The sequence below is a fragment of the Pseudomonas knackmussii B13 genome (assembly GCF_000689415.1).
Lineage (GTDB): Bacteria > Pseudomonadota > Gammaproteobacteria > Pseudomonadales > Pseudomonadaceae > Pseudomonas > Pseudomonas knackmussii.
Window position 1 is genome coordinate 3,426,127 of sequence record NZ_HG322950.1, and the last position, 25,425, is coordinate 3,451,551.

Genomic DNA, 25,425 nt, shown 5'->3' on the forward strand with positions numbered 1-25,425 from the left:
CATGCAGCTGATCGCAGGACAGCTCACCCACCATGGATTGATGCGCGCAGGCCACCAGCGCATCCTCTCTAGAGTTGATGGCAGCGGAAAGACGGGTTTCGAACTGGCTGCGGTCGTGGCTGCATTGGCTGGCAATCTGGCAGAGCGTGGCCTGCGCCGGAAGCGCATCGGCCTTTGGTATTCGAACAGCATCGCTGCCGTCGAAGCATTTCTCGCCGTGGAGTGGCTGGGGGGGGGGGGGGGGGGCGCCGATCCCGCCCTAGCGGTGGACGAAGCGCGCAAGCTCTTTCTGGCGGCAGGGGTCGACCGCATCGTCGCCGATCCGGAGCACGCAGATCTGCTCGGAGGCGATGCGCTGGTGCACAGCGACGCAACGCCACTGGAGGGGACGGCTCTCTCGCCCGGTGAGTGGGTTCGCGACGAACCTGCCGTCGTCTACCCAAGGCAGATCACAAACGGCGAGCTGGTGGCTGTCACGATGTCGTACCGGAACTGGGCTGCATCGCTGACGACGAGCATGCGTCTATTCATGACGGGCGCATACGGCGCTCCCGTTAGCGGCGACGACCACTTTCTTACGACCCAGCAGATCATTCATGGGACTTGTCAGATCGGGACATTTCCTTTCATCGCCATGGGCCTGCCGCAAGTCGTACTCCCTCGCTTCGATGTCGCCACCGTCTTGCGGGCGATCTCGGATCACAAAGTGACTTCCGTGGTGTTGATCTCAGAAATGGTCAAGCGGATCAGTGCCGCTGAAGGCGTGGACATGTACCCGCTGCACCGTCTTCGTCGGGTCGTCTATGGCGGTGCACCTCTGGGCGTCGATGAGTTGCAGATAGCGATCGATGCGTTCGGGCCTTCGCTGCACCAGATCTATGGTCGCATGGAAGCAGGCTGGCCCTTGTCGATCCTGCGTGGGGACGAGCTTTGCCACGACGGCAGATTGCGCGAAGACCGAATGAACAGCTGCGGACGCCCGATCGCCGGCATCGAAGTCACCGTCGGCGGACATCATGACGGCCCAGCCGAAGGGGAACTGTGCGTTCGTGCCGATACCGTCGTCAAGGAGTTCGCCGACAACGACGGCTGGTGCCACACAGGCGACATCGTCCGTCGAGACGGCGACGGGTTCCTGTTCCATTTGGGACGATCTGATCGCCAGATCAATTGCGCTGGATACCACATCTATCCCGAGGAGATCGAAGAGGCTCTCATGGCAATTCCCGGGATTCGTCAGGCACGCGTTACAGGCGAGGACATGCCACCTTGGGGCATCACGCTGGTTGCTGAACTGGTGACCGAGGACTCGCAAGCCTCCGACGAGGAATGGACGCAGCGCATTCGCGCCGAACTCGGGATGCGCCTTGCCAAATTCAAGGTCCCCCGCGTTGTTCGAGTGCTCTCCGCCTGATCAACGCCAGCCGCGGCTGTAGCGGAACTCCATTTACTTCAGATAGGACATCTAGATGACAACTTCTGAAATTGCCAAGTACAAGGTCGCCGCCGTTCAGGCGGCCCCAGAGTTTCTTAATTTGGACAAGGGCGTCGAGAAGGCGGTCCGCCTTATTGAAGAAGCCGCGAAAAACGGCGCCAAGCTGATTGCGTTTCCCGAGGTCTGGCTTCCGGGGTACCCGTGGTGGATCTGGCTCGACTCGCCTGCATGGGGCATGCAGTTTGTCCAGAGGCATTTCGAGAATGCCCTGTTGGTGGGAAGTCCGCAGTGGGAACGCCTATGCGCTGCTGCTGCCGAGCACAGGATATTCGTTGTCCTCGGGTTCTGCGAGCGTCAGGACGGTACGCTGTACATTGCTCAAGCCATCATCGACGATGAAGGGCGAGTCGTGAGCACCCGTCGAAAGCTCAAGCCAACGCATGCCGAAAGGACTGTCTACGGCGAGGGCGATGGAAGCCATCTTTCGGTGCATCAAACGAGCATCGGCCGCATTGGCGCACTGTCTTGCGCCGAGCACATTCAACCGCTCAGCAAGTACGCCATGTATTCGCAGAATGAGCAGATCCATGTGGCGGCTTGGCCGAGCTTTTCAGTCTACAGAGGGGCAGCCTTTCAGCTGAGCCCGGAAGCCAATCTGGCTGCAAGCCAAGTGTATGCGCTCGAGGGCGGCTGCTATGTGCTGGCTCCTTGCGCGTTGGTGTCCAAGGAAATGCTGGAGATGCTGGCTGACACGCCGCAGAAACGGCAGCTGCTGCTTGAAGGTGGGGGATTCGCGCAGATCTTCGGTCCGGACGCCAAGCCGCTGTGCGAGCCGTTTCCGGAGACGCAAGAGGGCTTGCTCTACGCCGATGTAGATCTTGGCTTCATCGGCGTGGCCAAGGCGGCATATGACCCCACCGGACACTATTCCCGCCCCGATGTCGTTCGGCTGCTGTGGAATTCGAAGCCGGCGACCCGCGTTCACAGCTTCCAGGCCGACCCCACCGAATACAACACCCAAGGCGAATGAGTGAATTTACCGAGAAAGGAGACATCCGTGTCCGCGAGAACAATCTTGTCTATTCTCAAGTCCCGTCCTGCGGCCGCGGCCTTTGGCCTCGTGGCGCTTGCGCTCACCACTCAAGCACAGGTACATGCCGAGCGCATCGCACCCAATCCAGGTTCCGCCAATAGCGTCTGGATGGTCAAGAACGCCGGCGCACCGATCAACACCGAGTACCACGACGGCTGGGCCACGATCACGGGTGACGGACTGACCTTGTACTTCTCGTCGAATCGGCCAGGCGGCGTGGCGCCCGCGAACGCGGAGGACGGATGGTACATGGGCAAGGACGGCACACCAACGCGCTATAGCGTGTACGTAAGCCACCGCGCAACACGCAGTTCTCCTTGGGGCGATCCGAAGTTGCTGCCCAGGGGCGTGAACAGCGGCTATGCGGATCACAGCGCGCTCCAATCCGATGATGGTCATTGGCTGTTCTTCGCAAGCGATCGGCCCGGGGGGTGCGGTGGACTCGATCTGTATGCCAGCTACCGTAGAAACATCAGAGACGACATGGCATGGGAGCAGCCAGTCAATCTCGGTTGCGAGAACGATGGCGGGCCGAACAGTTCAGGAATCGATTCCTGCCCCAACTACGACGGAAAGGCCAACATCTACTTCACTTCTGCGAAGGATGCGAACCCGGTCAATCTCGATTTCAAGGTCACCCGCTTCGACCGACTCACCCGCAAGGCAGGCGCTGCGAGAATCCTGCCGAACAGCATCCCGGACATGGATGGTCACATTGACCCCAAGCATCGCTATGTGTGGGCGATCTACCCGGACGGCGTTGGCGGCAGCGACATCTGGCAATTTGAGGCTGGTGCGAATGCCAGGGACCCGTCGCAATGGAAGAAGCCTATCAAGCCTCTGCCCTCGCTGATCAACACCAAGTATGAAGATCAAATGCCAGCAGTCACTGGGGACGGCGAGATTCTGACTTTCGTGTCTGATCGTCCTGGTGGCAAGGGCGGCCTGGACATCTATGAAGTCGTTCGCGCGCGCGAAGACCGCAGAACGGCAAAATAAGAGCGAACCAAGACCCCGCGAGGCCAGTGCCGCGCTGCGCGGGTAAGCGGCAATGCTTCCGAGTTGCTCAGCGAGGCGGCGCCGCGGAACTTCCCGTGCTAGACGTCGTGCGTAGCGCCTTGCCGCCATACCGCCCGCGCTGGCCGGTGCGCGCCTCCAGGTCGTCCAGCAGCGCCCGCTGCGCGGCGCTGTTGTGACGCCGCTCCAAGTATGCAGCGGAGAGCCACATACCGGTGCATCCATAGCCCCGCAACACCGCGTCAGTTCGCCTTGGTCCCTCTGCGGCTGCACCACCAGCGAGGGCACATAGATCACGCCAAAGCCATGCGCCTGGATCAGCGGCGGACCTTCGGACGCTTCCTTGCGGCTACGCACGGGCACGTCGATCGGAAATCCCTTGCCCTCGAAGCGCCATATGGGGTGCGTTCCACTGCGCGAATGGTCTGCCAACGCCTTTCCTGGAAGTGCCTCGGCTTGGGGGTGAAGCGCACGCCTCAAAGCCACCCGAAGAAATCACAGACTGCCTGCCGTTGTGCCAACGTGTCGCGCTCACCCAGCGCCATTACCTCCTGGGTGAAAGGAGCCTCGAACAACAGGTAGCTCGCCAGAGCGGAACCGCTCAGGTCACTGCTCGCGCTGGACGAACCCACGCCGCGCAACAGCGCGCGCACCGTTCGCGGCAGGTACTTCTGGTGCCGAGCCGCGATGTCGTCAATGCGCTCGCTTGGCGCGATCACCAGCGCCTTCACCGACCGCAGTGAGGTGGCCAGGCGCTGCCCCAGCGTCATCATTTCCAGGGTACGGTTGACGCGCTCCATACGCTCGATGTCCACCGCGAGCGAATCGAGAAAGACGTTCGACAGCACGTGCCCACCAACTTGAGCCAGTGTCGGGTAACCGCCATCACGCACGATTCGCCCACGCGGTTCATGCAGCCGACCGGCACCAACGATGAGCATACGCTGCGCACCGAGATGGATCGCCGGCGAGATCGGTGAGGTTTGCCGCATCGAGCCGTCGCCGTACCAGCCGGCGTGCTCCGCATGCTCGATACGCTGTGCTGGAAATACGAAGGGGATCGCCGCCGAAGCGAGCAGGTGCTCCAGCCCCAGTCGCATGGGTACGGCCAGCCGCTGCGAGCGTTCATAGCCCGTCATGTCGCCGGTGGCCTCAAAGAAGGTGAGGTGTTCGCCGCTGGTGTAGCTGGACGCGCCTAGCGCCAGCGCGTGCAGATGACGCTCGGCCAGCATGCGCGGTAGCAGTTCCAGCGGCGCCCAATGTCGCAGCAGTTCGGCCAAAGGTTCATTGTCCAGCAGCGAACGTGGCCCTTCTTTGCGCCAGCGCGCCAACATCCAGCCTACCGAAATCGCGCTCAGCCACTGTGCACCGCTGCGGGCGATACCAAGCGCATCGGTGCGATACACCTGATCAGCGCGAAAGTTTCGCCAAACTGCGGCGATTGTCTCCACGCCCGCATCAAAGGAGTCTGCCCGGCAGGCTAAAGCGGCGGCATTGATTGCACCTGCCGAAGTACCGCATAGGATGCCGAATGGGTTCGGAGCCCCGTCGCCCAGACGTTCGCGGCGCAATCTCACCAGACCCTGCAACACGCCAACCTGGTAGGCAGCGCGTGCACCGCCACCGGACAGAACGAGCGCCGTCTTCTCGGCGCTCATGGCGGGCCTAGTATGTGCCACCGCAGGCACCCGAGTATGCCCGGCCGCCTTCACCACGGGAGAGAGAAGCGCAAGGACATAAAGTTCTCACCCGGATTGGGTTTCTTGATGCCGGCATTCGAGAAGTGCTGTACACGCAAGGAAACCTCGTAGGCCTTTTCCGGCCCAAAGCGGTAGCCAATTGCCAGCACTTCCGTGAACTGGAAGGCCGTGCTGAATCGACGCTGCCCTGAGTTGTAGAGACCGTCCAAGACGCTCCCTCCCAGGCCTGCCTCAAAGAACCAAGGAGATTTCGGTCCGGCGGGCTGGTAGCGCCAAGCCATCAGGGCTCCAAGCTGGGAATAGCCGCCTGTTGTGCCATCAGCATGGTGCGACCTCCAATGGCCACCCCATAGATCCCAATGCAGGGTCAGCGGACCCGCATCACGACTGATGCCCTTGAAGAGGCCAGAAGGCACCATCACGCCCACGTTCATTGCGCGTGTTGCGTCGCCTTGCAAAGAAGTCGCTCCAGCCTGCACATACATCTTCGCGTCGACAAAGCGAGCCTGGGCCGCAGAAACAGCCGGCAGAGCACCTACGGCCGTGCCAAAGAGAATGCGCACGCCGTGTTCAATGACAGTGCCGCGATGCCCACCACCGTTGCAGGTCCTCAGTCCGGCGAGCCTATCTGTGGTTTCTGAGCAAGGTGTCATGACCCAGCGTCCCTTCATATCCTTTGTTGCGCGAGCAGCTGGGTCATCGGTCCGTCTTCGACCCAGCCTTTAGCTCCTTCACGAACTGATATAGATGCGGCAGGAACGAAGACAGAAGCGGGTTATCCTTGTTTGCCAGGATCGCCCAGGCAAACAGCTTCAACCCGACCGCAAATGCCGCCGCGTCATCTTGGCTACTGAAGTCACCTCTGCTGCGAAGCCATGTCACGACGGAGATGATGTCGTCATGATTTCCGGCCTCAAATTGCAGAGGCTTGCGATCGCTGGGGATGCCATGCGAATCAGTCAACTGCTCCACAGTTACGCGATATCGGTATTGCCTCATTTGTATGGCTCCTCATGCTGGACGAATGGCGCTATTCACCGATGTGGATCCTCGGCGTCACGGACATACCGACGCGCAAATTCGCGGCACCAGGCTGGTCGGGGTCAATGCGAATGCGCACGGGTAGGCGCTGGACGATCTTGGTGAAGTTGCCCGTGGCGTTGTGTGGCGCGACGGCCGAGTAGCTGACGCCACTGGCCGGTCCGAGGCTCTCCACGGTGCCCTTCAGTACGGCCCCCGGCAAGGCGTCCACCTTGATGTCCACCGACTGCCCTGGCTGCACACGTGCCAATTGCGTTTCGCGGAAGTTGGCCGTGATGTAGACCGCATCGAGCGGGATCACCGCCACCAGCGGCTTGCCAGCATTCACGAATGCGCCGACGCGCACTGACTTCTGACCGATGAGGCCGCTGATGGGCGCTGTGATTTGGGTATAGGAGAGCTTCAACTCCGCCGCGTCCTGCGCCGCCTGCGCTTGGGAAAGTGCAGCCTTGGCTTTTTCAAGATCGGCTTTGAGGATGTCCGTCTGTTGCCGTGCCGCTTGCAGGCCCGCGCGGTTCCTGTCTCGGCTGGCCAGCCGAATGGCCAACTGCGCCTCGGCCTGTTGGCGCGCTTGGATCGAACCTGATCCGTCTGAAGCCAGGTTCCGATAACGCCTTTGGTTGGCCTCTGCCAATTTGAGTTCTGCGTCGTCCACCGCGACTGTCGCCTGAGCCTGACGTATGGCGGTCTCCTGCTGCGCCACGCGCGCGGCAAGCCCCGCGACGCTGGCCTTCGCGGCGGCGACTTGTGCCTTTGCCGCGTCCACCGCAACGATGAAGTCTCGATCGTCGATGGCCGCAAGCAGATCCCCGGCTTTCACTGGTTGGTTTTCTTCGACCAGCACCTTGCCGATCACTCCCGACACCTGGGGGGCGACGAGGGTGAAATCGGCCTGTACATAGGCGTCGTCCGTGGATTGGGTCGATGCGCTGGATTCGGGGCGATTCAGATAAATGACACAGCCCACTGCCACTGCGAGGAGCAGCACGGCACTGGTGATCTTGGCTTTTTTCGGCATGGCCATGGCGGAACTATCCTTGGGACGACGATGTGGATTGCGAAGCGGGGGCCTGCAAAATGGGAGCGGGAATGTAGGTCAGTCGCAATACGAAGGGGACCATCACCAGCGCCAAGACGCCCAGGACGCGATAGGCATCCGCGACCGACAGTACCAGTGCCTGCTGGGCGATGACTCCCATCAGTTGAGCGGGCTCCAGGGCAAGCGGAACGGAGTTGCCTACCAATGCAGCGTGATCCAGCAGCATTTCCGCGTGGACCCGCTGACTCACGGTCACAAGTTGCCCAACCACGGCGCCCCCGATTAGCGACCCCAGGGCGCGCAGCGTGTTGATGTTCCCCGACACATACGGGCCTTCGCTGGGGTGCACGACACTGGTACCCAGGAACAGCAGCGAGACGACCGCCATGGGCTGGCCAAAGGCTTGCAGCGTCTGCGTCAGCACGAACTGGTCGCGGTTCCAGTCGGAAGTCAGTTGCGCGCCAAGGAAGCACGCCAGGCCGATCAATAGCAGGCCGCCCGCGAACACGAATCGGGCATCGACCCATTTCCGGTACAGGAACAGCGCCACCACGGAACCCAGGGCGAGTTGAGGCAGCGCGACGATCAGCCCGATCGGTGCCATCTGAAGCGGTCGGTAGCTCTGCAGTGGCCCGAGAAAGGTCATTGGCAACATCACGCCGGAGGTCAGCACGACCAGAAGGCAGATGAACAAGGTGAAGCCCAGCGCCAGGTTGCGGCGGCTGAGCATCTGCAACTTGATGAACGGCGTGGGGTGATACCACTCCGTTAGCAGATAGGCCCCCAGCAGCGTCAGCCCGGCCACCAGCGAGACGACGATGAGGGGTGAATTGAACCAGTCCAGCCGAACGCCCTGATCCAAGGCGACGGCAATCAGGCCGAATGCCGGTGCGCCGAAGGCCATACCGGGCCAGTTGGCCTGCGGGAAACGGTCTGTCTGGATGGGGTCTTTGGGCAGGCCCCATCCGATCGTCAAGGCGGCAATCGCCGCGAGCGGAAGAATCTGCCAGTACACCCAGCGCCAATCGAACAGGCCATCCGTCCATTGCCCCGCCAGCCAGATCGAGAGATTGGGCGAGAAGGTGGCCGTCAGTGCATACAGCGCCAGTCCGTGCAGTCGGATGGGGGGCGGCAGAAACTTCAACGCCGCCATCATCAGCACGGGAATCATTGTGCCGCTGGCGATGCCCTGCAGAAACCGCATGGCCAGCAGCAGATCGAGGTCATGGATGAAGGGGATGCACACCGCCAGCAAAGTGCACGTGCCAATCATCCACAACTCGAAGCGGCGCACTGAAAGCGTGACGGCGAACCACGCTGAAAATGGCATGGCGATCACTTCGCCCGCGCTATAGACGGTGGTGAGCCAGGAGGCATCGTCCAGGCCGAAGCCCAGCGCGCCACGCACGTCGGCCAGTGCCAGCGCGCCCACGCGGTTGTTCAGTCCGGCCATCATGGCCGCGATGAGGATGCCGACCAGTCCCGCAATCGCCCGCTTCGGAGGGGCTGCCGCAGCGGTTGCCGCGGGCGGCGGCGCCGTCGACGACTGCGACGCTGCGGCGCTCATTGGTCAACCTTCGATTGCGAGGTGGCCGACGACACAGCGGTCGTCAGCGACGCGTCGCCGCCGGTCTGCTGCTCGGAAGAGAATGCGCCGGGGTCCCAGCCACCGCCCAGGGATTTGTAGAGATTGACCAGGGTGAGCGCGGCGTTGGTCGCGCTGGCATTGAGGCTGGTCTGGCTTGCGAGGACACCGCGCTGTGCGGCCAGGACGTTCAGGTAGTCGGCAGCGCCTTCCTGATAGCCGCGCTCGGCAGCATGCAGCGCCTGCTGGTTCTGCTCGTACGAAACCACCAACTCGGCATGGCGGTTCTGCTGGGCTGCCCAGGCGTCCAGGGCGTTGTCCACTTCATGCCAGGCTTGCAGCACCGTCTGCCGGTAGCCGATGGCGGCAGTTCTTTGCCGTGCCTCGTTCAGCGCCAGGCGCTGCTTCAGACGCCCGCCCTGGAAGATGGGAAGATAGACCGTGGGGCCGACGGAGAAGAACCGGGAATCCCAACTGTCGAGGTCGTTGAACTCGAAGGCTTCGACGCCGACCCTGCCTTTGAGGCCGATTCGCGGGTAGAAATCGGCTTTGGCGACGCCGATGGCTGCCGTCGCAGCATGGAGCTGGGCTTCGGCGCGCTGTATGTCCGGCCGCCTGTGCGCCAATTCGGAGGGCAGGCCCACCGGCACATTGGAAGGAAGCGACGGCAGAGGCATCGCTTCAAGCAACTGCGCATCGAGGGCGCGCGGCTGCTCTCCCAGCAGCAATGCCAGGACGTTCATCAGCGTGTTGCGGCGCTGGACCAATTCGGGTACCAGCGCCTCGACCGTTGCCAGTTGCGCGCGCGCCGAAGCGGTTTCAAAACGTGTGGCGACGCCATTGCGCTCACGGCTTTCGGCAAGGCGGAGCGTGCGATCGGCAACCTCCAGGTTCTGCCGGGTGATGTCCAGTTGCGCTTGCGTGCCGCGCAATTGGAGATAGGTACGGGCCACCTCGGCGGACAGGGCCACGCGTGCCGCCTCGCGCTCATACACCGTGGCCTCGAAGGCGGCCGCGGCGCTTTCGCGCGATCGACGCGCGCGGCCCCATAGGTCGAGTTCCCAACTGGCGTCGAATCCCAACTGCCAGAAGTCGCTCGCGCTCGTCGGAGCACCCAACGCGGCAAACTTGCCGTGCTCGCTGATGGCCTCGCGGGAATAGCCCGCCGAAGCACCCACACTGGGCAGCAGCAGCGAGGAGGCAATCCCCAACTGCGCCCGACTTTGCTCGATGCGCTCGGAAGCCATCTGCAGGTTCAGGTTGCCCGCCTGCGCACGGGCTTGCAGATCCGCCAGTACGTCATCGTTGAACAACGTCCACCATGAAGACGGGAAGTTCGCGGCGGATGTCTCCTGAGCCTGCGCGTAGTCCGCCCTGGGCGACAGTTGAACGGCTGCGAGCCTGTCGTCGGGTTTCACGAAGTCAGGACCAACCGCGCAACCGACCAGGGAGATCGTGCAGAGTGCCGTGCCTGCCTGTCGCAGCAGTTGTGAGAGCAGCGGTTGTGACGTCATGAAAGTTCACCCAATATACGAATAGTACCGAACCGCTCGGTTTGACATAAAAGAAAAGTTAACCAGCAGTTCAAATAAATTCCGAGCATCCTCATAACTTCGGATGCTCAGCGGCGGCGTGGTTGAGTTTGACCGTACCGAGCGGTTTGGTACTATACCGATTTCGGGGCGTTGTGTCAAAACACCCCAAGCAGGTGCGATGCATGGATCAAGCCATGACCGCCATACCGCCGAGCGGCGGACTGGTTGGTTGTGGCATTGTGATCGCCGAAGGCCGCGCTTGCGCAGGCTCTTGCAGAGGCATTCACTCTGGCCAGCCTGGCAGGCCATACAAACGGTGGTGGCCGACTAGCTGACCAACGCAGCGGCGGCACGCAGCGCCTGAAATTGGCGTAGGCGTAGTAGCAAAATTTCTCGAGCGAATCGGCGCAGCGCTGGACGCCATCACCACGGCGGGCCTTCTGATGACCTGCATCACTTCGAGCGGCGTCAGCACAGCGCGGTTTCCCCTGCCGCGACGCCATCAGGCGCCCGGAGCACGGGGCGAGTTGGTGGCCGGAATAGTTGCACGGCACGCCCAGATCGGTCGTGGTACCGAGCGTTTCGGGGGGCGCTATTCATCCATCCATCAGCTCCAGCACAGCCTGCACGAGCCGGCTCTCCGGATCTTCGAAGCCCGCGACTGCCGTGAAATGGTTGCAGTTGTGCTGATCCAACTGGCGAACCTGTGCGCCTGCGGCGCGCCAAGCATCGGCAAAGGCAGTCGACTGGCGCTGAAAATCTGGAGGCTCGTCGCCGCCGACGGTGATCACCAGAGGGAATCGCGAGGTATCGGTCGGCACATGGAACAAGGGACTTTGGCGAAAAATGGTGTCGTGGTCTAGTTGGAGCTTGGGCTGCAACCACGAATAGCGGAACGGTGTCAGGTCGAAAAGTCCACTAACAGGGACATCGCCTTTGACGAGGTCTGGCGGTAGACCATAGTCAGCTTGCCAATCAGTGAGAGCGATCATGCCGACTTGATGGCCGCCTGCGGAATGGCCGGCGACGTAAATTCGGTCTGGATCAACGTTGTAGCGCTGCGCGTTACGGTACAACCAAGCCACGGCAGCGCGGCTCTGTCGGATGATTTCATCGATCGATGCCTTGGGGCACAGGTGTAGTTGGTCACCGCCACGGTTACGCCGTGCGGTACAAGTCCGCGCGCCATAAGGCTCCATTCCTTGCTGGTAGTCGAGCTCCACCAGCCACCGTGGATAAAGACGACGAGAGGCGAGCCGGTGCGACTGGACGGAAAAATGTCGACAGTCTCATCCACGGTGGGACCGAAGCGCTCGTCCAGATAGCAGTCCAACTCGCTGCGCGCCAGCTTGCTGTGCGCCAGCTTGCTGTGCGCCAGCTTGCTGTGCGACGTGACCCATTCCCAGATGGCGCGCATATCCTGGGGCGCCTCGCAGTCGCATTGGAGGTCGATTTCTTCTTGCGTAGTGAACTCCCGATACAGCTTCATATGTAGTCTCCTGTGGATCGGCTCAATAGGTTCGGCATGGGTAATGCGTTTTCCCAAACGCCTAGAGCGGAGCGAGTAGCTGCTCCCCGATGCCATTCGTCTAACCGCTAGCTACGTTGTCGTCTGTTGTGCCAAATCGAGCGCCACATCGACGATCATGTCTTCTTGCCCACCAACCATACGACGCTTGCCAAGCTCCACCAGAATATCGACCGTCTTCAGACCATACTTGTGACCGGCGGCCTCGGCGTGCCGCAGGAATGAGCTGTAGACACCGGCATAGCCGAGCGCGAGCGTCTCTCGATCAACACGCACTGGACGATCTTGCAGAGGGCGAACGATGTCATCGGCGGCATCCATCAATCTGTACAGGTCCGTACCATGCTGCCAGCCCATGCGTTCCGCGGCGGCGATGAATACCTCCAACGGCGCATTCCCGGCACCCGCGCCCATGCCAGCCAGGCTTGCGTCGACACGGATAGCGCCTGCTTCTACGGCCACGATGGAATTGGCCACGCCGAGGCTGAGATTGTGATGCGCATGAATCCCAATGGCAGTTTCCGGCTGCAAGACTTCACGCAGCGCGAGAACACGATCTCGAACATCGTTCATGTTCATCGCGCCGCCGGAATCGACGACATAGCAGCAGGTCGCGCCGTAGCTTTCCATGAGCTTGGCCTGCTCAGCCAGAGCTTGCGGCGAGGACATGTGACTCATCATTAGGAAGCCCACCGTGTCCATGTCCAGCTTGCGAGCGAGTTCGATGTGCTGGCGCGACACATCGGCTTCAGTGCAGTGGGTGGCGACACGCACGATGCGCGCGCCGGCGTTGTACGCGGCCTGCAGATCATGCACGGTGCCTATGCCTGGCAGCAGGAGTGTCGCGATCTTGGCGTGCTTCACAACATCGGCTACAGCTTCGATCCATTCCACGTCGGTGTGAGCGCCAAAGCCGTAGTTGAAGCTCGAACCCTGAAGGCCATCCCCGTGCGCGACCTCTATGGAGTCAACGCGGGCCTCGTCCAGCGCCAGGGCGATCTGACGTACCTGAGGCACAGAGTATTGATGGCGGATAGCGTGGCTTCCATCGCGCAAAGTGACGTCGGAAATATAAAGCTTGGACGCTGCGGCGTTCCCGTTGATGCTCATCGTTGTGCTCCTCGTTCAGGCGGCGACCGTCCCGGCCGTCATCCGTGCTGCCATTTGTTCGGCTGTGCGAAGGCCGGCGCTGGTCATGATGTCGAGATTTCCCGCGTAAGCCGGCAAGTAGTGCGCTGCGCCTTCGACTTCCAGGAAAATGCTGGTTTTCAGGCCGGAGATGCGGCCCACGCCTGGCACGTTCAGGTTCTCGACACGATCAAACTGCACGGTCTGCTTCAATCGATATCCTGGCACGTAGCTCTGGACATCGGCGGCCATCCGGGCAACCGAATCGGCAATAGCTGCTTCGTCAGCCACGTCGCTGAGCGTGTACACGGTGTCGCGCATGATCAAGGGCGGATCGGCGGGGTTCAACACGATGATGGCCTTGCCTTTCGATGCGCCACCCACAACTTCAATGGCCTTTGAGGTTGTCTCGGTGAACTCGTCGATGTTGGCCCGAGTCCCTGGCCCGGCACTCTTACTAGCGATAGAAGCCACGATCTCGCCATAGTGGACCTGGGTCACGCGAGAGACCGCGGCTACCATGGGGACAGTTGCCTGGCCGCCGCAAGTCACCATGTTGACGTTCAGCGCATCCAAGTTCTGTTTGCCATTGACTACGGGGATGCAGTACGGACCGATGGCGGCCGGCGTCAGGTCAATGACGCGGATACCGGGTTTGTACTTGCGCAGCAGTGCATCGTTGTGGACGTGAGCCCCGGCGCTCGTAGCATCGAACACGAAGTCGATTTCCTCGAAGATGGGCAGACGCGTCAAACCCTCTACACCTTCGTGTGTGGTGCCTACGCCCAGGCGAGAAGCACGGGCAAGACCGTCCGAGGCAGGGTCGATCCCCACCATGGCCCCTACTTCGATGTGACGGCCGTGACGCATGATCTTGATCATCAGGTCCGTGCCGATGTTTCCGCTGCCGATGATGGCGGCTTTGAATTTTCGGGTCATAGAGAACTCCAGATATAGACGCTGCAAGTGCGGTGGTGCGCTTGACGCGCAAGACCCCAATCAAACCAGTTGAAAGCTAACGCTCCCCAAGCCCTGCATGCGCATCGAAATGTGCTGACCGGGATAGATCCACTCCGCGGGCGTCGCCCCCCCGGCCAGAACGATCCAACCGGCCTCCAAGGGTTCGTTCGCAGCGGCCGAAACCCGCGCTGCGGCGACCAGCGAGCGCAGCGGATCGCCGAGCAGCGCCGCCGTGGAGCCGACCTGCACGGCGCGGCCGTCCAGGCTCATGACCAGCCCCAGGTTGCCGAAGTCCGTGGCCGGCGAATGCCAGCCGCCAACCACGAAGCCGCTGGAAGACGCGTTGTCCGCGATGACCTCCGGCAGCGTGAACTTGAAGTTCTGATAGCGGGAGTCGATCACCTCCAAAGCAGGTGCAATCGCTTCGACCGCCGCCAGCGCCTCGGCTCCGGTGACATTGCCCGCCAGAGGCTTTTTCAGCAGGAATGCCAGCTCCGGCTCGACCCGGGGATGCACGAAACGCGAATGCTCGACATTGGAGCCCTCCTCCAATTGCATGGCGTCAGTCAATCGGCCCCAGATGACATCGGACAGCCCCATCTGAACCATCTTGGCCCGGCTGGTGAACCCCATCTTCACGCCGACACGCCGCTCGCCCCGCTCAAGTCGACGGGCGATGGAGCCGCGCTGGATCTCGTAGGCGTCGGGCAGGTTCAGTGTGTTGTCGGTGTCGAACTGTGGGACCTCGTGCGCGTATCTTGCGGCGTCGTCCAGGCGGATGATGATTTCTTCGTGCACGCTCATGCCGCAACTCCATTCATTTGGTTGGATTCAAACTCTGTGCGAACGCTTCCCACGCCATTGATGTGGCACTCGAACACGTCGCCCGGCTTGACCGCGACCATCGGGCCCAGCGCGCCCGAAAGGATGAGTTCGCCGGCACGCAGCGGCTTGCCCAGGCGGGACATGGTGCGCGCCAGCCAGACCACAGCGTTCAGGGGGGTGCCCAGGCAGGCCGCGCCTGCGCCGGTAGACACCGGCTCCCCGCGGCGCGACAGGCACATTCCTACCAAGCTCAGGTCCAGGCCACGGGGAGAAATCGGCGTCGATCCCAACACGTAGACTCCGCTCGAAGCGTTGTCGGCCACGGTATCGACGAACTTGATGTTCCAGTCAGCGATGCGGCTACCCACGATTTCCAGCGCTGGAACCACGTAGTCCACAGCCTGCAGGACCTCCTGGTGCGTAGGCTGCTCCGTGTCCAGGTCGCGGCCGAGGACAAAGCCGATTTCTGCCTCGACCTTCGGTTGATGAAGAATCGACAGAGGGATCGTCTCGGCATCGCCAAAGGACATGTCATCGAAGAGAGCACCGAAGTCGGGCTCGTCCACACCGAGTTGCTGTTGAACGACGACGGATGTCAGGCCGATCTTGCGACCGACCACGCGCCGGCCCAGCGAGATTCGCCGTTGTGTGTTGATGCTCTGGATCGCGTAAGCGTCGTCCACGTTCATGTCCGGGAACGTGTCGCGCAGGGGCGCGATCGGTTTGCCGCTTTGCATCGCCTGATAAAGAGACTGAGCGGCCTCTTCGCGTTGTTGTGGTGTCACGATAGAACCTTCCTCTATGCGTCTGGGGCCGGCGGCTTGTAGGCCACTGCCTTGATTTCGATGCGCAGCATCGGGTGAGGCAGCTGATGGACAGCCACCGTAGTGCGGGTTGGACCGTCGTAGCCGAAGTACTCGGCGTAAACCTCGTTGTAGCCCTTGAAGTCGCCCATATCGACCAAGTAGGCCGACAGCTCGACCAGATCCGTCAGATCCGCGCCTGCGGGCTGCAGGATGGCCCGGATGTTCTCGATGACCGCGCGGGTCTGCGCACGGATATCTGCATCCAGGACGCCCATGGGGTCGGCCTCGGCGCCGACAAAGCTGTTGTCGGGACGGCGCGAGCTGGTGCCTGAGACAAAAAGAAAATCGCCGGCGCGCTTGATGTGGGGAAACTTGCCGCGCGGCTGCGAGCGGCCTTCAACCACGGCCGACGATGTAGCGCCCGTGCTCACGGTCTTATCTGTCATGGGAGCCATCCGGCGCATCTACATGGATGCAGACATTCGTGAGCTCGGAATAGAAGTTCAGCGAGTGGAGCCCCCCCTCACGGCCGATACCCGACAGGCCGCTGCCACCGAACGGGGTTCGCAGGTCGCGCAGGAACCAGGCATTGACCCAGGCGACGCCCACGTTCATGGACTGCGCGACGCGATGAGCCTTGTTCACATTGCTCGTCCAGATCGTCGCGGCCAAGCCATAGGGCGTCGCGTTCGCGCGCTGGATAACTTCTGCCTCCGAGTCGAAGGGCGTGACGTGACCAATCGGCCCAAAAATCTCTTCCGTGACGCATCGTGCGTCGTCGGGCAGGCCGGCGAGTAGTGTCGGTTCAACCCAGAAGCCGCCATCGAGCTGGTTGCCGAAAGAGGGTGTTCCGCCGCCTGTGATGAACTCTGCGCCTTCCTCGCGCGCCAGCGCGTAGTAGCTGAGCACCTTGTCGCGATGGGCGGCAGAGATGACAGGCCCCATGCACGTCGCCTCGTCGGTGGGGTCACCGAGCTTGATCTGTTTCGCGCGTTCGGCAAGTGCCTTCACGAAGCGGTCATAGATTGGCCGCTCGACGAATATGCGCTCGGAGCACAGGCAGACTTGGCCGCTATTGAGGAATGCCGCGCGCGTCATGCCTGCCACGGTCTTGTCAAAGTCGCAGTCGGCGAAGATGATGGCGGCGTTCTTGCCGCCCAGTTCGAACGACACGGGCTTCACGCCTTCCGCAGCGGCGTGCATGATGGCGGTGCCCGTCTTCGACTCGCCCGTGAAGGTGATGGCATTGATGCCCGGATGCGTGGTGATGAACTCCCCAGCCGAGTTCGGGCCGAAGCCATGCACCAGGTTGAAAGCGCCAGCAGGTAACCCTACCGTCTGCATGACCTCGGCGAGCAGTGTGGCGGTTCCAGGCGTCTCCTCCGATGGCTTGGCCACCACCGCATTTCCGCAGGCCAGTGCGGGGGCGACTTTCCAGCTGAACAAGAGCAGCGGGAGGTTCCAAGGAGAAATGATGCCGACCACGCCCAAGGGCTTGCGCACGGCGTAGTTGATCGCATGGGAGCCGCCAGGCAGATCCGTGCGGAAGGTGTCCAGCGGGGCCGTCTTCAGAATATCCGCAAAGATGCGGAAGTTCGCGGCGCCCCGGGGAATGTCCAGTTTTGAGGCGAGCGGCACCGGGGTTCCCGTGTCGCTGACCTCGGCGGTCAGGAAGTCATCGGCGCGTCGATCAATCTCGTCTGCAATGCGATACAGCATGTCGGCCCGATCCGAGACGCTGGCCGAGCCCCAGCCGCGGACGGCCCGATGGCCGGCCGAGACAGCCTCATCAACCATCTCCCTGGTGGCCTCGTGCACATCGGCGAAACGAACGCCGGTCGCCGGATTGATCCCTGCAAACCGCTTGTCGCTCTCGACGAACCGGCCATTAATGAAGTTTTTGTACTGCTTCAAAACGAATGCTCCTTTGGAGGCAAATTTGGGCTTGCGCCGCAAGCCCTGTCGATAATGCGCTACTGGACGTCAAACTGGACAATAGCGCCACCACTGCCGTAAAGCGGGGCATACTCATGCACCGTCGCCTTCTTGAAACTGGCGTTCATGGCACCGAGCAGCCAATAGAAGTGCTTGAGGCCCATGTCGGGGCGAGCCTCGGTGGAGTACTGCGGAAGGATCGCGCGAATCGCCTCGATGTCGCCGCTTTCCATGAGCGCCAGCACTCGCTGGTTCCACTTGTCATCGGCTTCGGACAGGATGTGGTCTTTCTCCAGATCGATGTTCTCGCGGAACGCACTGTTGGACAGGCCACCTATTCCCAGCACGGCCGCGCGCTTGTCCTGCAACGCAGCCGAGGCGATCGCGCCCAGTTGCTCCGTTTGCTCGGCGCTGTGGTACAGGTTGTTCGCTGCGATGACGACCGGCAGGCTGGCTGAGCCGAAACCCATCAGCGTCGTGGCGGTGATCGTTCCGGTGTCGATCGGGAACTGGTCGTAATCGACACCGCGTGTCTTGATCCCCGCAGCATTGCAGGCGTCTACGCAGCGCTGGGCCAGGGCGCAGTCCGAGTGGATGTCGAAGGCCTGCTCGCCGAATTCGTGCCAGTTTTCATCCACGTGCACGCCGGTGCTGCGCGCGCGTGTGATCCACAGCTGGTCAAGCACCGCGAACCATTGCGTTGAATAAACAAGCACGCAGTCGGGTTTCGATTCAGCAAGTGCTTTGCCGGCTCGCGAAAGGCCTTCGCGGATGCGCCCCCAAGGCGTGATATCGGGCCGCAACTGCGGCAGTGGGCTGCCGGGGAGGAGGAATGCAGAAACGATGGTCATGTTGAAGTCTCCTGCTTCTTATGCTTATGGTGGACTCAGGCGGCTTACGCCACGGACTCCAAACGGGAAAGGCCGACATCCTCAAGGTTCCACTCGATCACCGCGTTGCCAGTGCCGATGACGGTGCCGTAGCCATGTAGCTTGCCGGCCAGTTCGGGATAACCCATCGCTGCGTGCATCCAAGTGAATGCACCGGACTTGATTTCAGCAAAGGCTTCTTCGATGAACTGAGGGAGCAGTTCGAAGACTTCCTTCATGTGGCCCTTGCGCATGAGTTCGATCATGCGTACATCCCACAAGTAGCCGTCGTAGCGCTCCGGGTGCTCTTTGGACATGTCCTCAGGCAGCGCAGGCTCCTCATGGAAGTGCCAGTGCGACAGCGTATTGCTCGCCAGAAGGACTGCACGCCGCCCCGTCTTCCGAATAGCTTCTCGCGTGGCACGACCGAGAAGGTCCATCTCGCCCAGCCCCTCTTTGGTGTTGAGGTAGTACGGCGTGTTGTTGGCCGAGATCCCCACCACGGGGATATCCCATTGCGGGCGGACCATGTGCAGCGTGGTGATGGTCCCGTAGTCCACGCGGAAGCTCGGGTTGCGCATCATCTTGCTGACCAGACCCAGCTTGGTTGCTTCCTCGCAGCAGGCCTCGGCCAGTTCCACATCGACGTTCATGCCGAAGTCGTAGCGGAACAGATTCGGAAAGATGGGATCGACCGAGCGCCCCGTAAGCCGAGGTACGCCCAGGAAATGATGGCCCACCTGAGTGATCCAGTGCGGGGAATGGACGATCAGAACATCGGGCTTCAGATGCTCGATGTTCTCGCGCACTTGATCGTAGGCCCAGCGCAGCGGTTCCCAGCCGCCTTGCGACCTCGGTTCGTTCTGAGGCGGGTTCTCCCCATAGACCAGATGCGGCGGATGGGGCGCCAAGAGGCCGGACAGAATCTTGCCTTCGTTCATAGCAGTTCTCCTCAAATTGACAACTGAAACTCGATTTCCACCGCAGCACCCAGCGGGAGGGACTTCACGACCGTGAAGGTTCTGGCGGGTGGAGCGAGCTGAGTAAAAAATTCGCTCCACACCTCGTTCATGCCATCTGCTGCACCTTCGCCGGCGCAGTACACACGCGCCACCACAACGCGCTCAAGGGACCAACCTTGTTCCGCACAGAGGGCTTGGATATTCCTGAAGATTTGCCGGGTCTGCCCCGCAGCCGTTTCAGCGGCCAGGCCGCCCGTAGCCGGGTCCAGACCAACAAGCCCCGAGACATAGACATCCGAGCCAACCTGGACTGCAGGCGAATAGCGGAAGTGAGGGGGCGGGAGCGCGTCTGACCGTTCGATGCGCCGCAACAGAACCTGTGGCGTTGGCTTGATGGTTCGCATGGTTTACGCTGATCCTTTGATTGTCTGCGTCCGTATGAAACGTATACGTACTATCGTAAGGGGCGTCCACGCACCGGAATATAGGTGATAACCCTATGTTTATCGCCTCAAATACTCAAAAAAACCCCTCCTGGGTCCACTCTATAGTACGTACACGACGTATTGTCAATATGATGGGACCTATCGTAATATTCAGTACCTACCGCTACATACGACTGCCACCCGCAATGAATTCCAACTCGTCGTCTCGTGCTCTCACGAAGGAGGTTCAAGCCCTCCTTCGGCATTTCCGGCTTGAGGATGTGCCTTCCCACCTGCTACGCCGCGCACACTTCAAGGCCGAGGAGATCTTCGCCAATGCGTTTTCCGAGGAAGGGGTCACGCCACGGCAGAAGGCGACCCTGGTGTTGCTTTACCAGGAGCCAGGCCTCAGCCAGAGCGCGCTATCTGAACGCTTGGCGATGGATCGCAACACGGTGGCCGAGATGGTTCGACGGATGAGCAGCAGTGGTTTGATCGAGCGCAGACCATCACCCTCCGATGCTCGCGCCTACCAGCTCTACGTGGCACCTGCGGGAATCGAGTTGCTCAATCGAGTGATGCCACGCGATGGATCCGTTGAAGACCAGCTGCTCGCTCGCCTGCCAGAGGAGTACCGCGGCCTTTTCGTCAAGTGCCTACGCTTGATCGCCGAAGACAGTGATCGAGCCTGATCGGACGCGAGCAATTGAGCCGAGACATTCCCCCGCTCAGGTGGTGTTCCATCAATGAGCGTCAGTCAGTAGGCGTGAGTTCCATGTCATCGTCCATCCTCCGTCATTGCCGCTCGACAAAGTGACGGAGCACGATGGATGCGCGCCCGATGCCGGAGGAGACTGGCGGGACGGCGTTGCCCAGGCTGGCATCACGACCGGCGCTGTCGGCCCTGCTCCTGCTCTCCGGTCCTCGATTGGACGGCATGTGCACGCATGGTCCGGGCGATGACGCCGCCGCGTCATTCGCACAGTCCGTGTTCTACCAGAGTGGGCACGGCGTTGCATCGACGGAGCAATGGTTCTTCGTTCGAGCCCGTGCCTGCAATCACGCCCAAAACCCCGCATGGGCCTCATGTCCCTCCGACTTGCCACGTGTACCTTGCCCTGGCTCAATCTATTTACTATACTCGCAAGTCTGCTAAATGTGCTTGGTGCGCCATGGAAAGCTTCTTCACGCCGCTGCTCACTCATCCCGTCACCTTGGTGGTCGCCAAGGTCGTGCTGACCTTCGTGTTCTGGACGGCAGGCCTGTTCGGTGTCTTCAACTTCAAAGTCATTGTTCAGGAGATGATCGATGCAAACTTGCCATCGCCTCGCTTATTTGCGATTGCAACAATGGCTACCCAGCTCACTGGCTCGGCGCTGGTGATCACGAATTTCGCTGGACTTGGATGGATTGGTGCTTTTGGCTTGACGGTCTTTCTTCTTCTCACAATTCCCATAGGTCATCCTTTTTGGAAGTTCGAAGAACCAAAACGCACGGGTGAGTTTCATATCGCGCTTGAGCACATCACTGTCGTGGGTGGCCTCATGCTTGCGGGCATTCTTTCGACGCTGCCTTTGCCGTGATACGCAAAGCTGGAGCATTTCATGACAAGAGAGAAACGGCCCCGCGGAAGACCGAAAGACGATGCGAAGAAAACAGCTTTGCTGGACGCTGCACGCGCATTGCTCCTGGCCCGCGGTCCTGACGTCACGATAGATGAAATCGCGGCGAGCGCCGGCATCGCAAAGGCGACCGTCTACGCGAATTTCGCGGATAAGAACGCTCTTATCGAAGCCGTGATCCGACGAGAGTCGGACATGACCATCACGGATGAGCAGCTTGTCCGGCTGGCTAAGGCCCCCATCGCAGATGCGCTGTTTGAGTTTGGGGTGCAGTTCGTCAGATTCATCAACCACCGTGACCTGCTCGGCTGGGATCGATTGATCGCCTCTCTGGAAGCCCATCAAACCGAGCTACCCAAGCGATTTTTTGATCTAGGCCCAGGTCGCGGTCAACGTTTGCTGACGAAGATGATCGCGGACGCTGTAGCGAGCGGTCAGATTGAAACTGATGACGCAGCTTATGCCGCCGATGCGTTGACCGGTCTTTGGCTCGGGTTCGTTAACCTCGAAATCAAGCTTGGTGTTCGTCAACCCATGAAAGCGAATGAGATAACGCAGCGGGTCAGACGAGGAATAGATATCTTCATGAAAATATATGGGAAGCACGATGAAGGTTACCCATTTACTGCGCACTACGGCTAGGGATATGTCGGCTGAGCACATCGAAGCAGTGTTCTGGCGGTTCACGGTTGAGCCGACGGCAGGCCGGTGCTCTCAATTTTTTGACCATTCTCACGTACTGGAGTAAGAGTGCATGCGTAACATCGTCGATTCCATTCTGGGTAGTCGCTGGCTTTGGCTGGTAGCCCGCGTGCTTTTAGCGGTAGTTTTTCTATCCTCCGGATTGGCCAAACTCATAGACTTTGAGGGCGGGCTGGCTGAAATGCGAGGGGCTGGATTATCGCCAGAAGGTCTGTTCAATATAGCAACGATCGTAACGATGCTAGGCGGGTCTGCACTATTGCTGCTGGATCGACTCTTATGGGTTGGCGCTGGAGCACTGGGCTTTTTTTTGTTCCTTACGATTGTTGTGGTACATCGCTTTTGGGCTCTCCCCGAGGCGGAAGCAATGCCCGCCTTGTATGTTGCACTTGAACACATCTCGTTAATTGGCGGATTGATTGCTGCCAGCATTGCCGGTCACCTGCACAAGCGTCTTCGTTCCGGCAAATAGGCGCCCAACCGCCGTTTTAGTTGGCCCATGCGTTTAGACGGGTCTGGTGCAAGCTGGAGTTGCTCGTGCATTGATTGAGCTTTGCAGCCGGAGCGCTGTTATCTTGTGGTGGCATCTGATTTGATCTACGCCGCGGGAATTAATCATGTTCGATTTCTCCTATATTCGCATCCTCACTGCTTCTGGCGCCGTGCCTAGTCGCCGGATGGCAGAGGTACTGCTTGGCGCAGGAACCACCTCCATCGTCGCACAAGGCTTGCACGCAAAGCAGGTTACCCAGCTTGCCTCACGACACTCGACGAATTTGAAAGTCGACTTTCACGATGCCGCTTTGCTCAGAGATGCGCTGCATGGGGTCGATCGACTTTTGATAGTGCCGGCCAGTAGGGCTGATGCTGCCGTGTACCACTTGGCTCAGGTACAAGCGATTGTGCAGGCTGCAATCCAGGAGCGCGTACAACACCTTATCTATCCCTCGGTGGCGGCCGTCTCGCTGCCCTGGGCATATCGGCATCTGGCCTCGGAGCGCCTCATTGCGCAAAGCGGTATTGGATTTACGATCTTACGCATTGGCACCCTGGCCGACTGCATTTTTCATCGGTTGCCGATAGCCCTGAGATCCGGTGTATGGCCGACTTCCGCAGGCAAGGGCCGTACGAGCTACGTTTTACGTGACGACGCTTTCAGTGCCAGTGCTGCTGCACTAAATGCACACACTCTGCCAGGCGCTGACTTGGTTATTTCGGGCACGCAAGACTTTTCTATGGGTGAACTTGTGCGCGAGATCAACCTCATCTTTGGTGCACACATCGAGCCTGCCCATGTCGATGACGACGTCGTCCTGGCAACGCTCACGGGCGCCGGCGTGCCGGCATCGATTGCAGCAGGACTGGTAGCAACGGACCGAATCATGCGGCGCGGCGACGCTCACGCTGTCGGCGAAGGAGTTAGGCAACTGACTGGCAACCCCGCTGTTGCAGTGCGAGAGTTCCTTTTAGAGCGACGGATTGATGTCCTTCTGGCCAGCAAATACGGTTGGAGTCGGGATGTCGCCTTCACTCGCCCACCTTCGTCGGTGCAATTCCTCTAGGCGCACTTCACGGAAAGCCCTGATCGCGGCTTTGCGTTGTCCTCATCCGATTGACGGCCGTCGCTGCCTGCCAATCTCGGCATCTCACCACAGCACGAGCTGCGTGGCCTGCAATTGGGCTGCTGTCGCAGCAGCTCTTTTGGGCAAGTCGTTGGCGGCATCCTCGTCAAGGTCGGAAGAGCCCGCTGGCAGGAATGAACTGCGCCGACGCTGGCCAGACACTACTCGTCTACCACTGGCGGATGCAGCACGCTGGTGTACCGAATCGCTCGGTGTGCCATAGCGCAATTAAGATCAAACTGGCAGCTATCTCACAAGTCGATATAAGCAATGCGCCGGCGCGCTAGGGAATGTGCTATTCAAAGTTGAAGCGTACCGAGCGGTTTGGTACTATGCTTCATCTAGGCCCTTGTGTCGGGAATCCCGCTCCATGCAGATGCAACGCACTAACCAAGTCATGACCACCTTGCCACCGAGCAGCGGCGAGCTGAACGCCAAGGCTCTTACCGTCCTGCGCGCGGCACGCCACGTCTTCCTGACCCATGGGTTCAGCGCGGCAACTACCGACATGATCCAGCGCGAGGCTGGGGTGTCGAAGTCCACGGTATACGCACACTACGCGAACAAGGAAGCCCTCTTCACAGCGGTGATCGAGGCCGAATGTGCGGCGTTCACGAACACGGTGCATGGCATCGAGTTCCGCCCTGGAAAGCTGCGAGAGACGTTGACCATGTTAGCCCGGGCCTACCTGGACATCGTGCTTTCGCCCAGCGGGTTGGCCGTCTTTCGCGTCGTGATCGCTGAAGGCCCGCGCTTTCCCAAGCTCGCACGGACGTTCTACCTGGCTGGCCCGCAGGTCATGACGACGATGGTGGCCGAGCAACTGGCTAACGCAGCGGCATCCGGTGAGGTCGATCTTGGTGAGATTGGCCGTGAGACGGCTGCCAGTCTGTTTATCAACCTGGTTCGGGGCGAGCCTCAGCTTCAGTGTCTGACCCATCCGGATGCCGCGCCTTCCTCGGCGCAGATTGACCAGTGGGCGAACGCGGCGGTGGTGACATTCATGCGTGCCTATGGCCGCCGTGAGGAAGCGTCCAGTAAACGCTCCCGATCATGATGACGAGTGGGTCAAGCGGCACACAGCAATTTGATGCGGCCCTTCGGCTGATGGAGCTTTCTACGGCCATCACGCGACTTTTTGCTGCACGGAATCAAGTGCTGAATCGCTTGGCTGCTCCATTTGGTTTGACTGCGGTTCAAGTGATGGCGCTACACCACATGTCGGCTATTCCAGCATGTACGCCCAGCACGTTGGTTCGTAGTCTGGTAGTCGATTCCTCTTCGGTGACGAGGCTGTTAGATCGGCTTGAGAAGAAGGGCATGATCCAGAGAGCGGCGCAAGAGCGCGCCGATCGCCCGCACGATCGAAGAGTGATCGAAATTGTTCTGACTGAGCGCGGAAACAAGGCGATAGACGAGTTGAAGTCTCATTGGCGCTCCGCGCTTGCGGAATTGACGGAGGCGCTCAAACAAAGCGAGATACATGCCTTATTGCGCCTGCCGCAATTGTGCAATCAGGACGCGCTTCAACTTGACCTCGATAGCAAACCGTTGTCCCTCACAGAACCACGGCCGTGAAACGGGAATCGGGGGCGC

27 protein-coding genes are annotated in these 25,425 nt (G+C 60.6%); 10 read left to right on the forward strand and 17 right to left on the reverse strand.

Features of this window, described 5'->3' with window-relative positions:
* Nucleotide 1: 1 nt before the first annotated feature.
* The 3 genes from PKB_RS15955 to PKB_RS15965 are packed head-to-tail and all read left to right on the forward strand — an operon-like array spanning nucleotide 2 to nucleotide 3,527.
* The gene (locus PKB_RS15955) at nucleotides 2-1,414 is read left to right on the forward strand and encodes a class I adenylate-forming enzyme family protein (RefSeq protein ID WP_197539223.1); all 1,413 of its coding nucleotides are present in this window, start codon (nucleotides 2-4) and stop codon (nucleotides 1,412-1,414) included.
* 55 nt (nucleotides 1,415-1,469) lie between these two features.
* A complete protein-coding gene (locus PKB_RS15960) occupies nucleotides 1,470-2,465 on the forward strand; it encodes a carbon-nitrogen hydrolase family protein (RefSeq protein ID WP_011489323.1) in 996 nt (331 codons plus the stop codon).
* 45 nt (nucleotides 2,466-2,510) lie between these two features.
* The gene (locus tag PKB_RS15965) at nucleotides 2,511-3,527 is read left to right on the forward strand and encodes a PD40 domain-containing protein (protein ID WP_038457528.1); all 1,017 of its coding nucleotides are present in this window, start codon (nucleotides 2,511-2,513) and stop codon (nucleotides 3,525-3,527) included.
* 494 nt (nucleotides 3,528-4,021) lie between these two features.
* Here the strand turns inward: PKB_RS15965 and PKB_RS15975 are convergent, their stop codons facing one another.
* From PKB_RS15975 to PKB_RS16050, 17 genes are all read right to left on the reverse strand, one after another.
* Complete coding sequence (locus PKB_RS15975; RefSeq protein WP_038457526.1) at nucleotides 4,022-5,203, reverse strand: patatin-like phospholipase family protein; 1,182 nt, start codon at nucleotides 5,201-5,203, stop codon at nucleotides 4,022-4,024.
* A gap of 50 nt (nucleotides 5,204-5,253) precedes the next feature.
* Nucleotides 5,254-5,916: an acyloxyacyl hydrolase gene (locus tag PKB_RS29180; RefSeq protein ID WP_011489326.1), complete on the reverse strand. Its 663-nt coding sequence runs from the start codon at nucleotides 5,914-5,916 to the stop codon at nucleotides 5,254-5,256.
* Nucleotides 5,917-5,941: 25 nt separating this feature from the next.
* Nucleotides 5,942-6,244, reverse strand: a complete 303-nt coding sequence (locus tag PKB_RS15985) for a DUF3861 domain-containing protein (RefSeq protein ID WP_020205774.1) — start codon at nucleotides 6,242-6,244, stop codon at nucleotides 5,942-5,944.
* 31 nt (nucleotides 6,245-6,275) lie between these two features.
* On the reverse strand, nucleotides 6,276-7,310 hold the full coding sequence (locus tag PKB_RS15990) for an HlyD family secretion protein (RefSeq protein WP_011489328.1): 1,035 nt from the start codon (nucleotides 7,308-7,310) through the stop codon (nucleotides 6,276-6,278).
* A 7-nt stretch (nucleotides 7,311-7,317) separates the two neighbouring features.
* A complete protein-coding gene (locus PKB_RS15995) occupies nucleotides 7,318-8,892 on the reverse strand; it encodes an MFS transporter (RefSeq protein ID WP_011489329.1) in 1,575 nt (524 codons plus the stop codon).
* Nucleotides 8,889-10,424, reverse strand: a complete 1,536-nt coding sequence (locus PKB_RS16000) for an efflux transporter outer membrane subunit (protein ID WP_011489330.1) — start codon at nucleotides 10,422-10,424, stop codon at nucleotides 8,889-8,891. The genes PKB_RS15995 and PKB_RS16000 overlap by 4 nt, the downstream gene beginning before the upstream one ends.
* A gap of 617 nt (nucleotides 10,425-11,041) precedes the next feature.
* Nucleotides 11,042-11,530, reverse strand: a complete 489-nt coding sequence (locus tag PKB_RS28780) for an alpha/beta hydrolase (RefSeq protein WP_231401701.1) — start codon at nucleotides 11,528-11,530, stop codon at nucleotides 11,042-11,044.
* Nucleotides 11,434-11,934 carry an alpha/beta hydrolase family protein gene (locus PKB_RS30165; protein ID WP_049782196.1) on the reverse strand — a complete coding sequence of 167 codons (501 nt, stop codon included), beginning with the start codon at nucleotides 11,932-11,934 and terminating at the stop codon, nucleotides 11,434-11,436. Before PKB_RS30165 ends, PKB_RS28780 begins: the two co-directional genes overlap by 97 nt.
* 111 nt (nucleotides 11,935-12,045) lie before the next feature.
* Nucleotides 12,046-13,083, reverse strand: a complete 1,038-nt coding sequence (gene dmpG / locus PKB_RS16010; protein ID WP_011489333.1) for a 4-hydroxy-2-oxovalerate aldolase — start codon at nucleotides 13,081-13,083, stop codon at nucleotides 12,046-12,048.
* A 15-nt stretch (nucleotides 13,084-13,098) separates the two neighbouring features.
* Complete coding sequence (locus tag PKB_RS16015; RefSeq protein ID WP_011489334.1) at nucleotides 13,099-14,040, reverse strand: acetaldehyde dehydrogenase (acetylating); 942 nt, start codon at nucleotides 14,038-14,040, stop codon at nucleotides 13,099-13,101.
* A gap of 60 nt (nucleotides 14,041-14,100) precedes the next feature.
* Nucleotides 14,101-14,865, reverse strand: coding sequence for a 2-keto-4-pentenoate hydratase (locus tag PKB_RS16020; protein WP_011489335.1), 765 nt, complete (start codon nucleotides 14,863-14,865; stop codon nucleotides 14,101-14,103).
* Nucleotides 14,862-15,671, reverse strand: coding sequence for a 2-keto-4-pentenoate hydratase (gene mhpD, locus PKB_RS16025; RefSeq protein WP_011489336.1), 810 nt, complete (start codon nucleotides 15,669-15,671; stop codon nucleotides 14,862-14,864). Before mhpD ends, PKB_RS16020 begins: the two co-directional genes overlap by 4 nt.
* A 14-nt stretch (nucleotides 15,672-15,685) precedes the next feature.
* Nucleotides 15,686-16,138, reverse strand: a complete 453-nt coding sequence (locus PKB_RS16030) for a RidA family protein (protein WP_038457523.1) — start codon at nucleotides 16,136-16,138, stop codon at nucleotides 15,686-15,688.
* Nucleotides 16,128-17,606 carry a 2-hydroxymuconic semialdehyde dehydrogenase gene (locus PKB_RS16035; RefSeq protein ID WP_043253136.1) on the reverse strand — a complete coding sequence of 493 codons (1,479 nt, stop codon included), beginning with the start codon at nucleotides 17,604-17,606 and terminating at the stop codon, nucleotides 16,128-16,130. Before PKB_RS16035 ends, PKB_RS16030 begins: the two co-directional genes overlap by 11 nt.
* Nucleotides 17,607-17,665: 59 nt before the next feature.
* Nucleotides 17,666-18,478, reverse strand: coding sequence for a DODA-type extradiol aromatic ring-opening family dioxygenase (locus PKB_RS16040; protein ID WP_011489339.1), 813 nt, complete (start codon nucleotides 18,476-18,478; stop codon nucleotides 17,666-17,668).
* A gap of 44 nt (nucleotides 18,479-18,522) precedes the next feature.
* On the reverse strand, nucleotides 18,523-19,437 hold the full coding sequence (locus PKB_RS16045; protein WP_011489340.1) for a DODA-type extradiol aromatic ring-opening family dioxygenase: 915 nt from the start codon (nucleotides 19,435-19,437) through the stop codon (nucleotides 18,523-18,525).
* 11 nt (nucleotides 19,438-19,448) lie between these two features.
* Entirely contained in the window at nucleotides 19,449-19,862 is a 414-nt protein-coding gene (locus PKB_RS16050; RefSeq protein WP_011489341.1) for a RidA family protein, read from the reverse strand.
* Between the two features lie 227 nt (nucleotides 19,863-20,089).
* On the opposite strand from PKB_RS16050, the gene PKB_RS16055 reads away from it, so the two are divergent.
* From PKB_RS16055 to PKB_RS16080, 7 genes are all read left to right on the forward strand, one after another.
* Entirely contained in the window at nucleotides 20,090-20,575 is a 486-nt protein-coding gene (locus PKB_RS16055) for a MarR family winged helix-turn-helix transcriptional regulator (protein ID WP_020205767.1), read from the forward strand.
* A 480-nt stretch (nucleotides 20,576-21,055) separates the two neighbouring features.
* Complete coding sequence (locus tag PKB_RS16060) at nucleotides 21,056-21,466, forward strand: DoxX family protein (protein WP_020205766.1); 411 nt, start codon at nucleotides 21,056-21,058, stop codon at nucleotides 21,464-21,466.
* Nucleotides 21,467-21,487: 21 nt separating this feature from the next.
* Nucleotides 21,488-22,147, forward strand: coding sequence for a TetR/AcrR family transcriptional regulator (locus tag PKB_RS16065; RefSeq protein ID WP_011489344.1), 660 nt, complete (start codon nucleotides 21,488-21,490; stop codon nucleotides 22,145-22,147).
* Between the two features lie 112 nt (nucleotides 22,148-22,259).
* On the forward strand, nucleotides 22,260-22,679 hold the full coding sequence (locus PKB_RS29185; RefSeq protein ID WP_011489345.1) for a DoxX family protein: 420 nt from the start codon (nucleotides 22,260-22,262) through the stop codon (nucleotides 22,677-22,679).
* Between the two features lie 145 nt (nucleotides 22,680-22,824).
* The gene (locus PKB_RS16070) at nucleotides 22,825-23,769 is read left to right on the forward strand and encodes an NAD(P)H-binding protein (RefSeq protein ID WP_038457521.1); all 945 of its coding nucleotides are present in this window, start codon (nucleotides 22,825-22,827) and stop codon (nucleotides 23,767-23,769) included.
* A gap of 430 nt (nucleotides 23,770-24,199) precedes the next feature.
* The gene (locus PKB_RS16075) at nucleotides 24,200-24,886 is read left to right on the forward strand and encodes a TetR/AcrR family transcriptional regulator (protein ID WP_011489347.1); all 687 of its coding nucleotides are present in this window, start codon (nucleotides 24,200-24,202) and stop codon (nucleotides 24,884-24,886) included.
* Nucleotides 24,883-25,407, forward strand: a complete 525-nt coding sequence (locus PKB_RS16080; RefSeq protein WP_011489348.1) for a MarR family winged helix-turn-helix transcriptional regulator — start codon at nucleotides 24,883-24,885, stop codon at nucleotides 25,405-25,407. Before PKB_RS16075 ends, PKB_RS16080 begins: the two co-directional genes overlap by 4 nt.
* Nucleotides 25,408-25,425 lie beyond the last annotated feature (18 nt).

Excerpts from the sequence above, each read along its gene's own strand:
- PKB_RS15985 (WP_020205774.1), bottom strand. The coding sequence starts at position 6,244 with ATGAGGCAATACCGATATCGCGTAACTGTGGAGCAGTTGACTGATTCG.
- PKB_RS16040 (WP_011489339.1), bottom strand. The coding sequence starts at position 18,478 with ATGACCATCGTTTCTGCATTCCTCCTCCCCGGCAGCCCACTGCCGCAG.
- PKB_RS16060 (WP_020205766.1), top strand. The coding sequence starts at position 21,056 with ATGGAAAGCTTCTTCACGCCGCTGCTCACTCATCCCGTCACCTTGGTG.
- PKB_RS15995 (WP_011489329.1), bottom strand. The coding sequence starts at position 8,892 with ATGAGCGCCGCAGCGTCGCAGTCGTCGACGGCGCCGCCGCCCGCGGCA.
- PKB_RS15990 (WP_011489328.1), bottom strand. The coding sequence starts at position 7,310 with ATGGCCATGCCGAAAAAAGCCAAGATCACCAGTGCCGTGCTGCTCCTC.
- PKB_RS16055 (WP_020205767.1), top strand. The coding sequence starts at position 20,090 with ATGAATTCCAACTCGTCGTCTCGTGCTCTCACGAAGGAGGTTCAAGCC.
- PKB_RS16080 (WP_011489348.1), top strand. The coding sequence starts at position 24,883 with ATGATGACGAGTGGGTCAAGCGGCACACAGCAATTTGATGCGGCCCTT.
- PKB_RS16020 (WP_011489335.1), bottom strand. The coding sequence starts at position 14,865 with ATGAGCGTGCACGAAGAAATCATCATCCGCCTGGACGACGCCGCAAGA.
- PKB_RS29180 (WP_011489326.1), bottom strand. The coding sequence starts at position 5,916 with ATGAAGGGACGCTGGGTCATGACACCTTGCTCAGAAACCACAGATAGG.
- PKB_RS16030 (WP_038457523.1), bottom strand. The coding sequence starts at position 16,138 with ATGACAGATAAGACCGTGAGCACGGGCGCTACATCGTCGGCCGTGGTT.
- PKB_RS15975 (WP_038457526.1), bottom strand. The coding sequence starts at position 5,203 with ATGAGCGCCGAGAAGACGGCGCTCGTTCTGTCCGGTGGCGGTGCACGC.
- PKB_RS16045 (WP_011489340.1), bottom strand. The coding sequence starts at position 19,437 with ATGAACGAAGGCAAGATTCTGTCCGGCCTCTTGGCGCCCCATCCGCCG.
- PKB_RS15955 (WP_197539223.1), top strand. The coding sequence starts at position 2 with ATGCAGCTGATCGCAGGACAGCTCACCCACCATGGATTGATGCGCGCA.
- PKB_RS15960 (WP_011489323.1), top strand. The coding sequence starts at position 1,470 with ATGACAACTTCTGAAATTGCCAAGTACAAGGTCGCCGCCGTTCAGGCG.
- PKB_RS29185 (WP_011489345.1), top strand. The coding sequence starts at position 22,260 with ATGCGTAACATCGTCGATTCCATTCTGGGTAGTCGCTGGCTTTGGCTG.
- PKB_RS16070 (WP_038457521.1), top strand. The coding sequence starts at position 22,825 with ATGTTCGATTTCTCCTATATTCGCATCCTCACTGCTTCTGGCGCCGTG.
- PKB_RS16065 (WP_011489344.1), top strand. The coding sequence starts at position 21,488 with ATGACAAGAGAGAAACGGCCCCGCGGAAGACCGAAAGACGATGCGAAG.
- dmpG (WP_011489333.1), bottom strand. The coding sequence starts at position 13,083 with ATGAGCATCAACGGGAACGCCGCAGCGTCCAAGCTTTATATTTCCGAC.
- PKB_RS16075 (WP_011489347.1), top strand. The coding sequence starts at position 24,200 with ATGCAGATGCAACGCACTAACCAAGTCATGACCACCTTGCCACCGAGC.
- PKB_RS16015 (WP_011489334.1), bottom strand. The coding sequence starts at position 14,040 with ATGACCCGAAAATTCAAAGCCGCCATCATCGGCAGCGGAAACATCGGC.
- PKB_RS16050 (WP_011489341.1), bottom strand. The coding sequence starts at position 19,862 with ATGCGAACCATCAAGCCAACGCCACAGGTTCTGTTGCGGCGCATCGAA.
- PKB_RS30165 (WP_049782196.1), bottom strand. The coding sequence starts at position 11,934 with ATGAAGCTGTATCGGGAGTTCACTACGCAAGAAGAAATCGACCTCCAA.
- PKB_RS16000 (WP_011489330.1), bottom strand. The coding sequence starts at position 10,424 with ATGACGTCACAACCGCTGCTCTCACAACTGCTGCGACAGGCAGGCACG.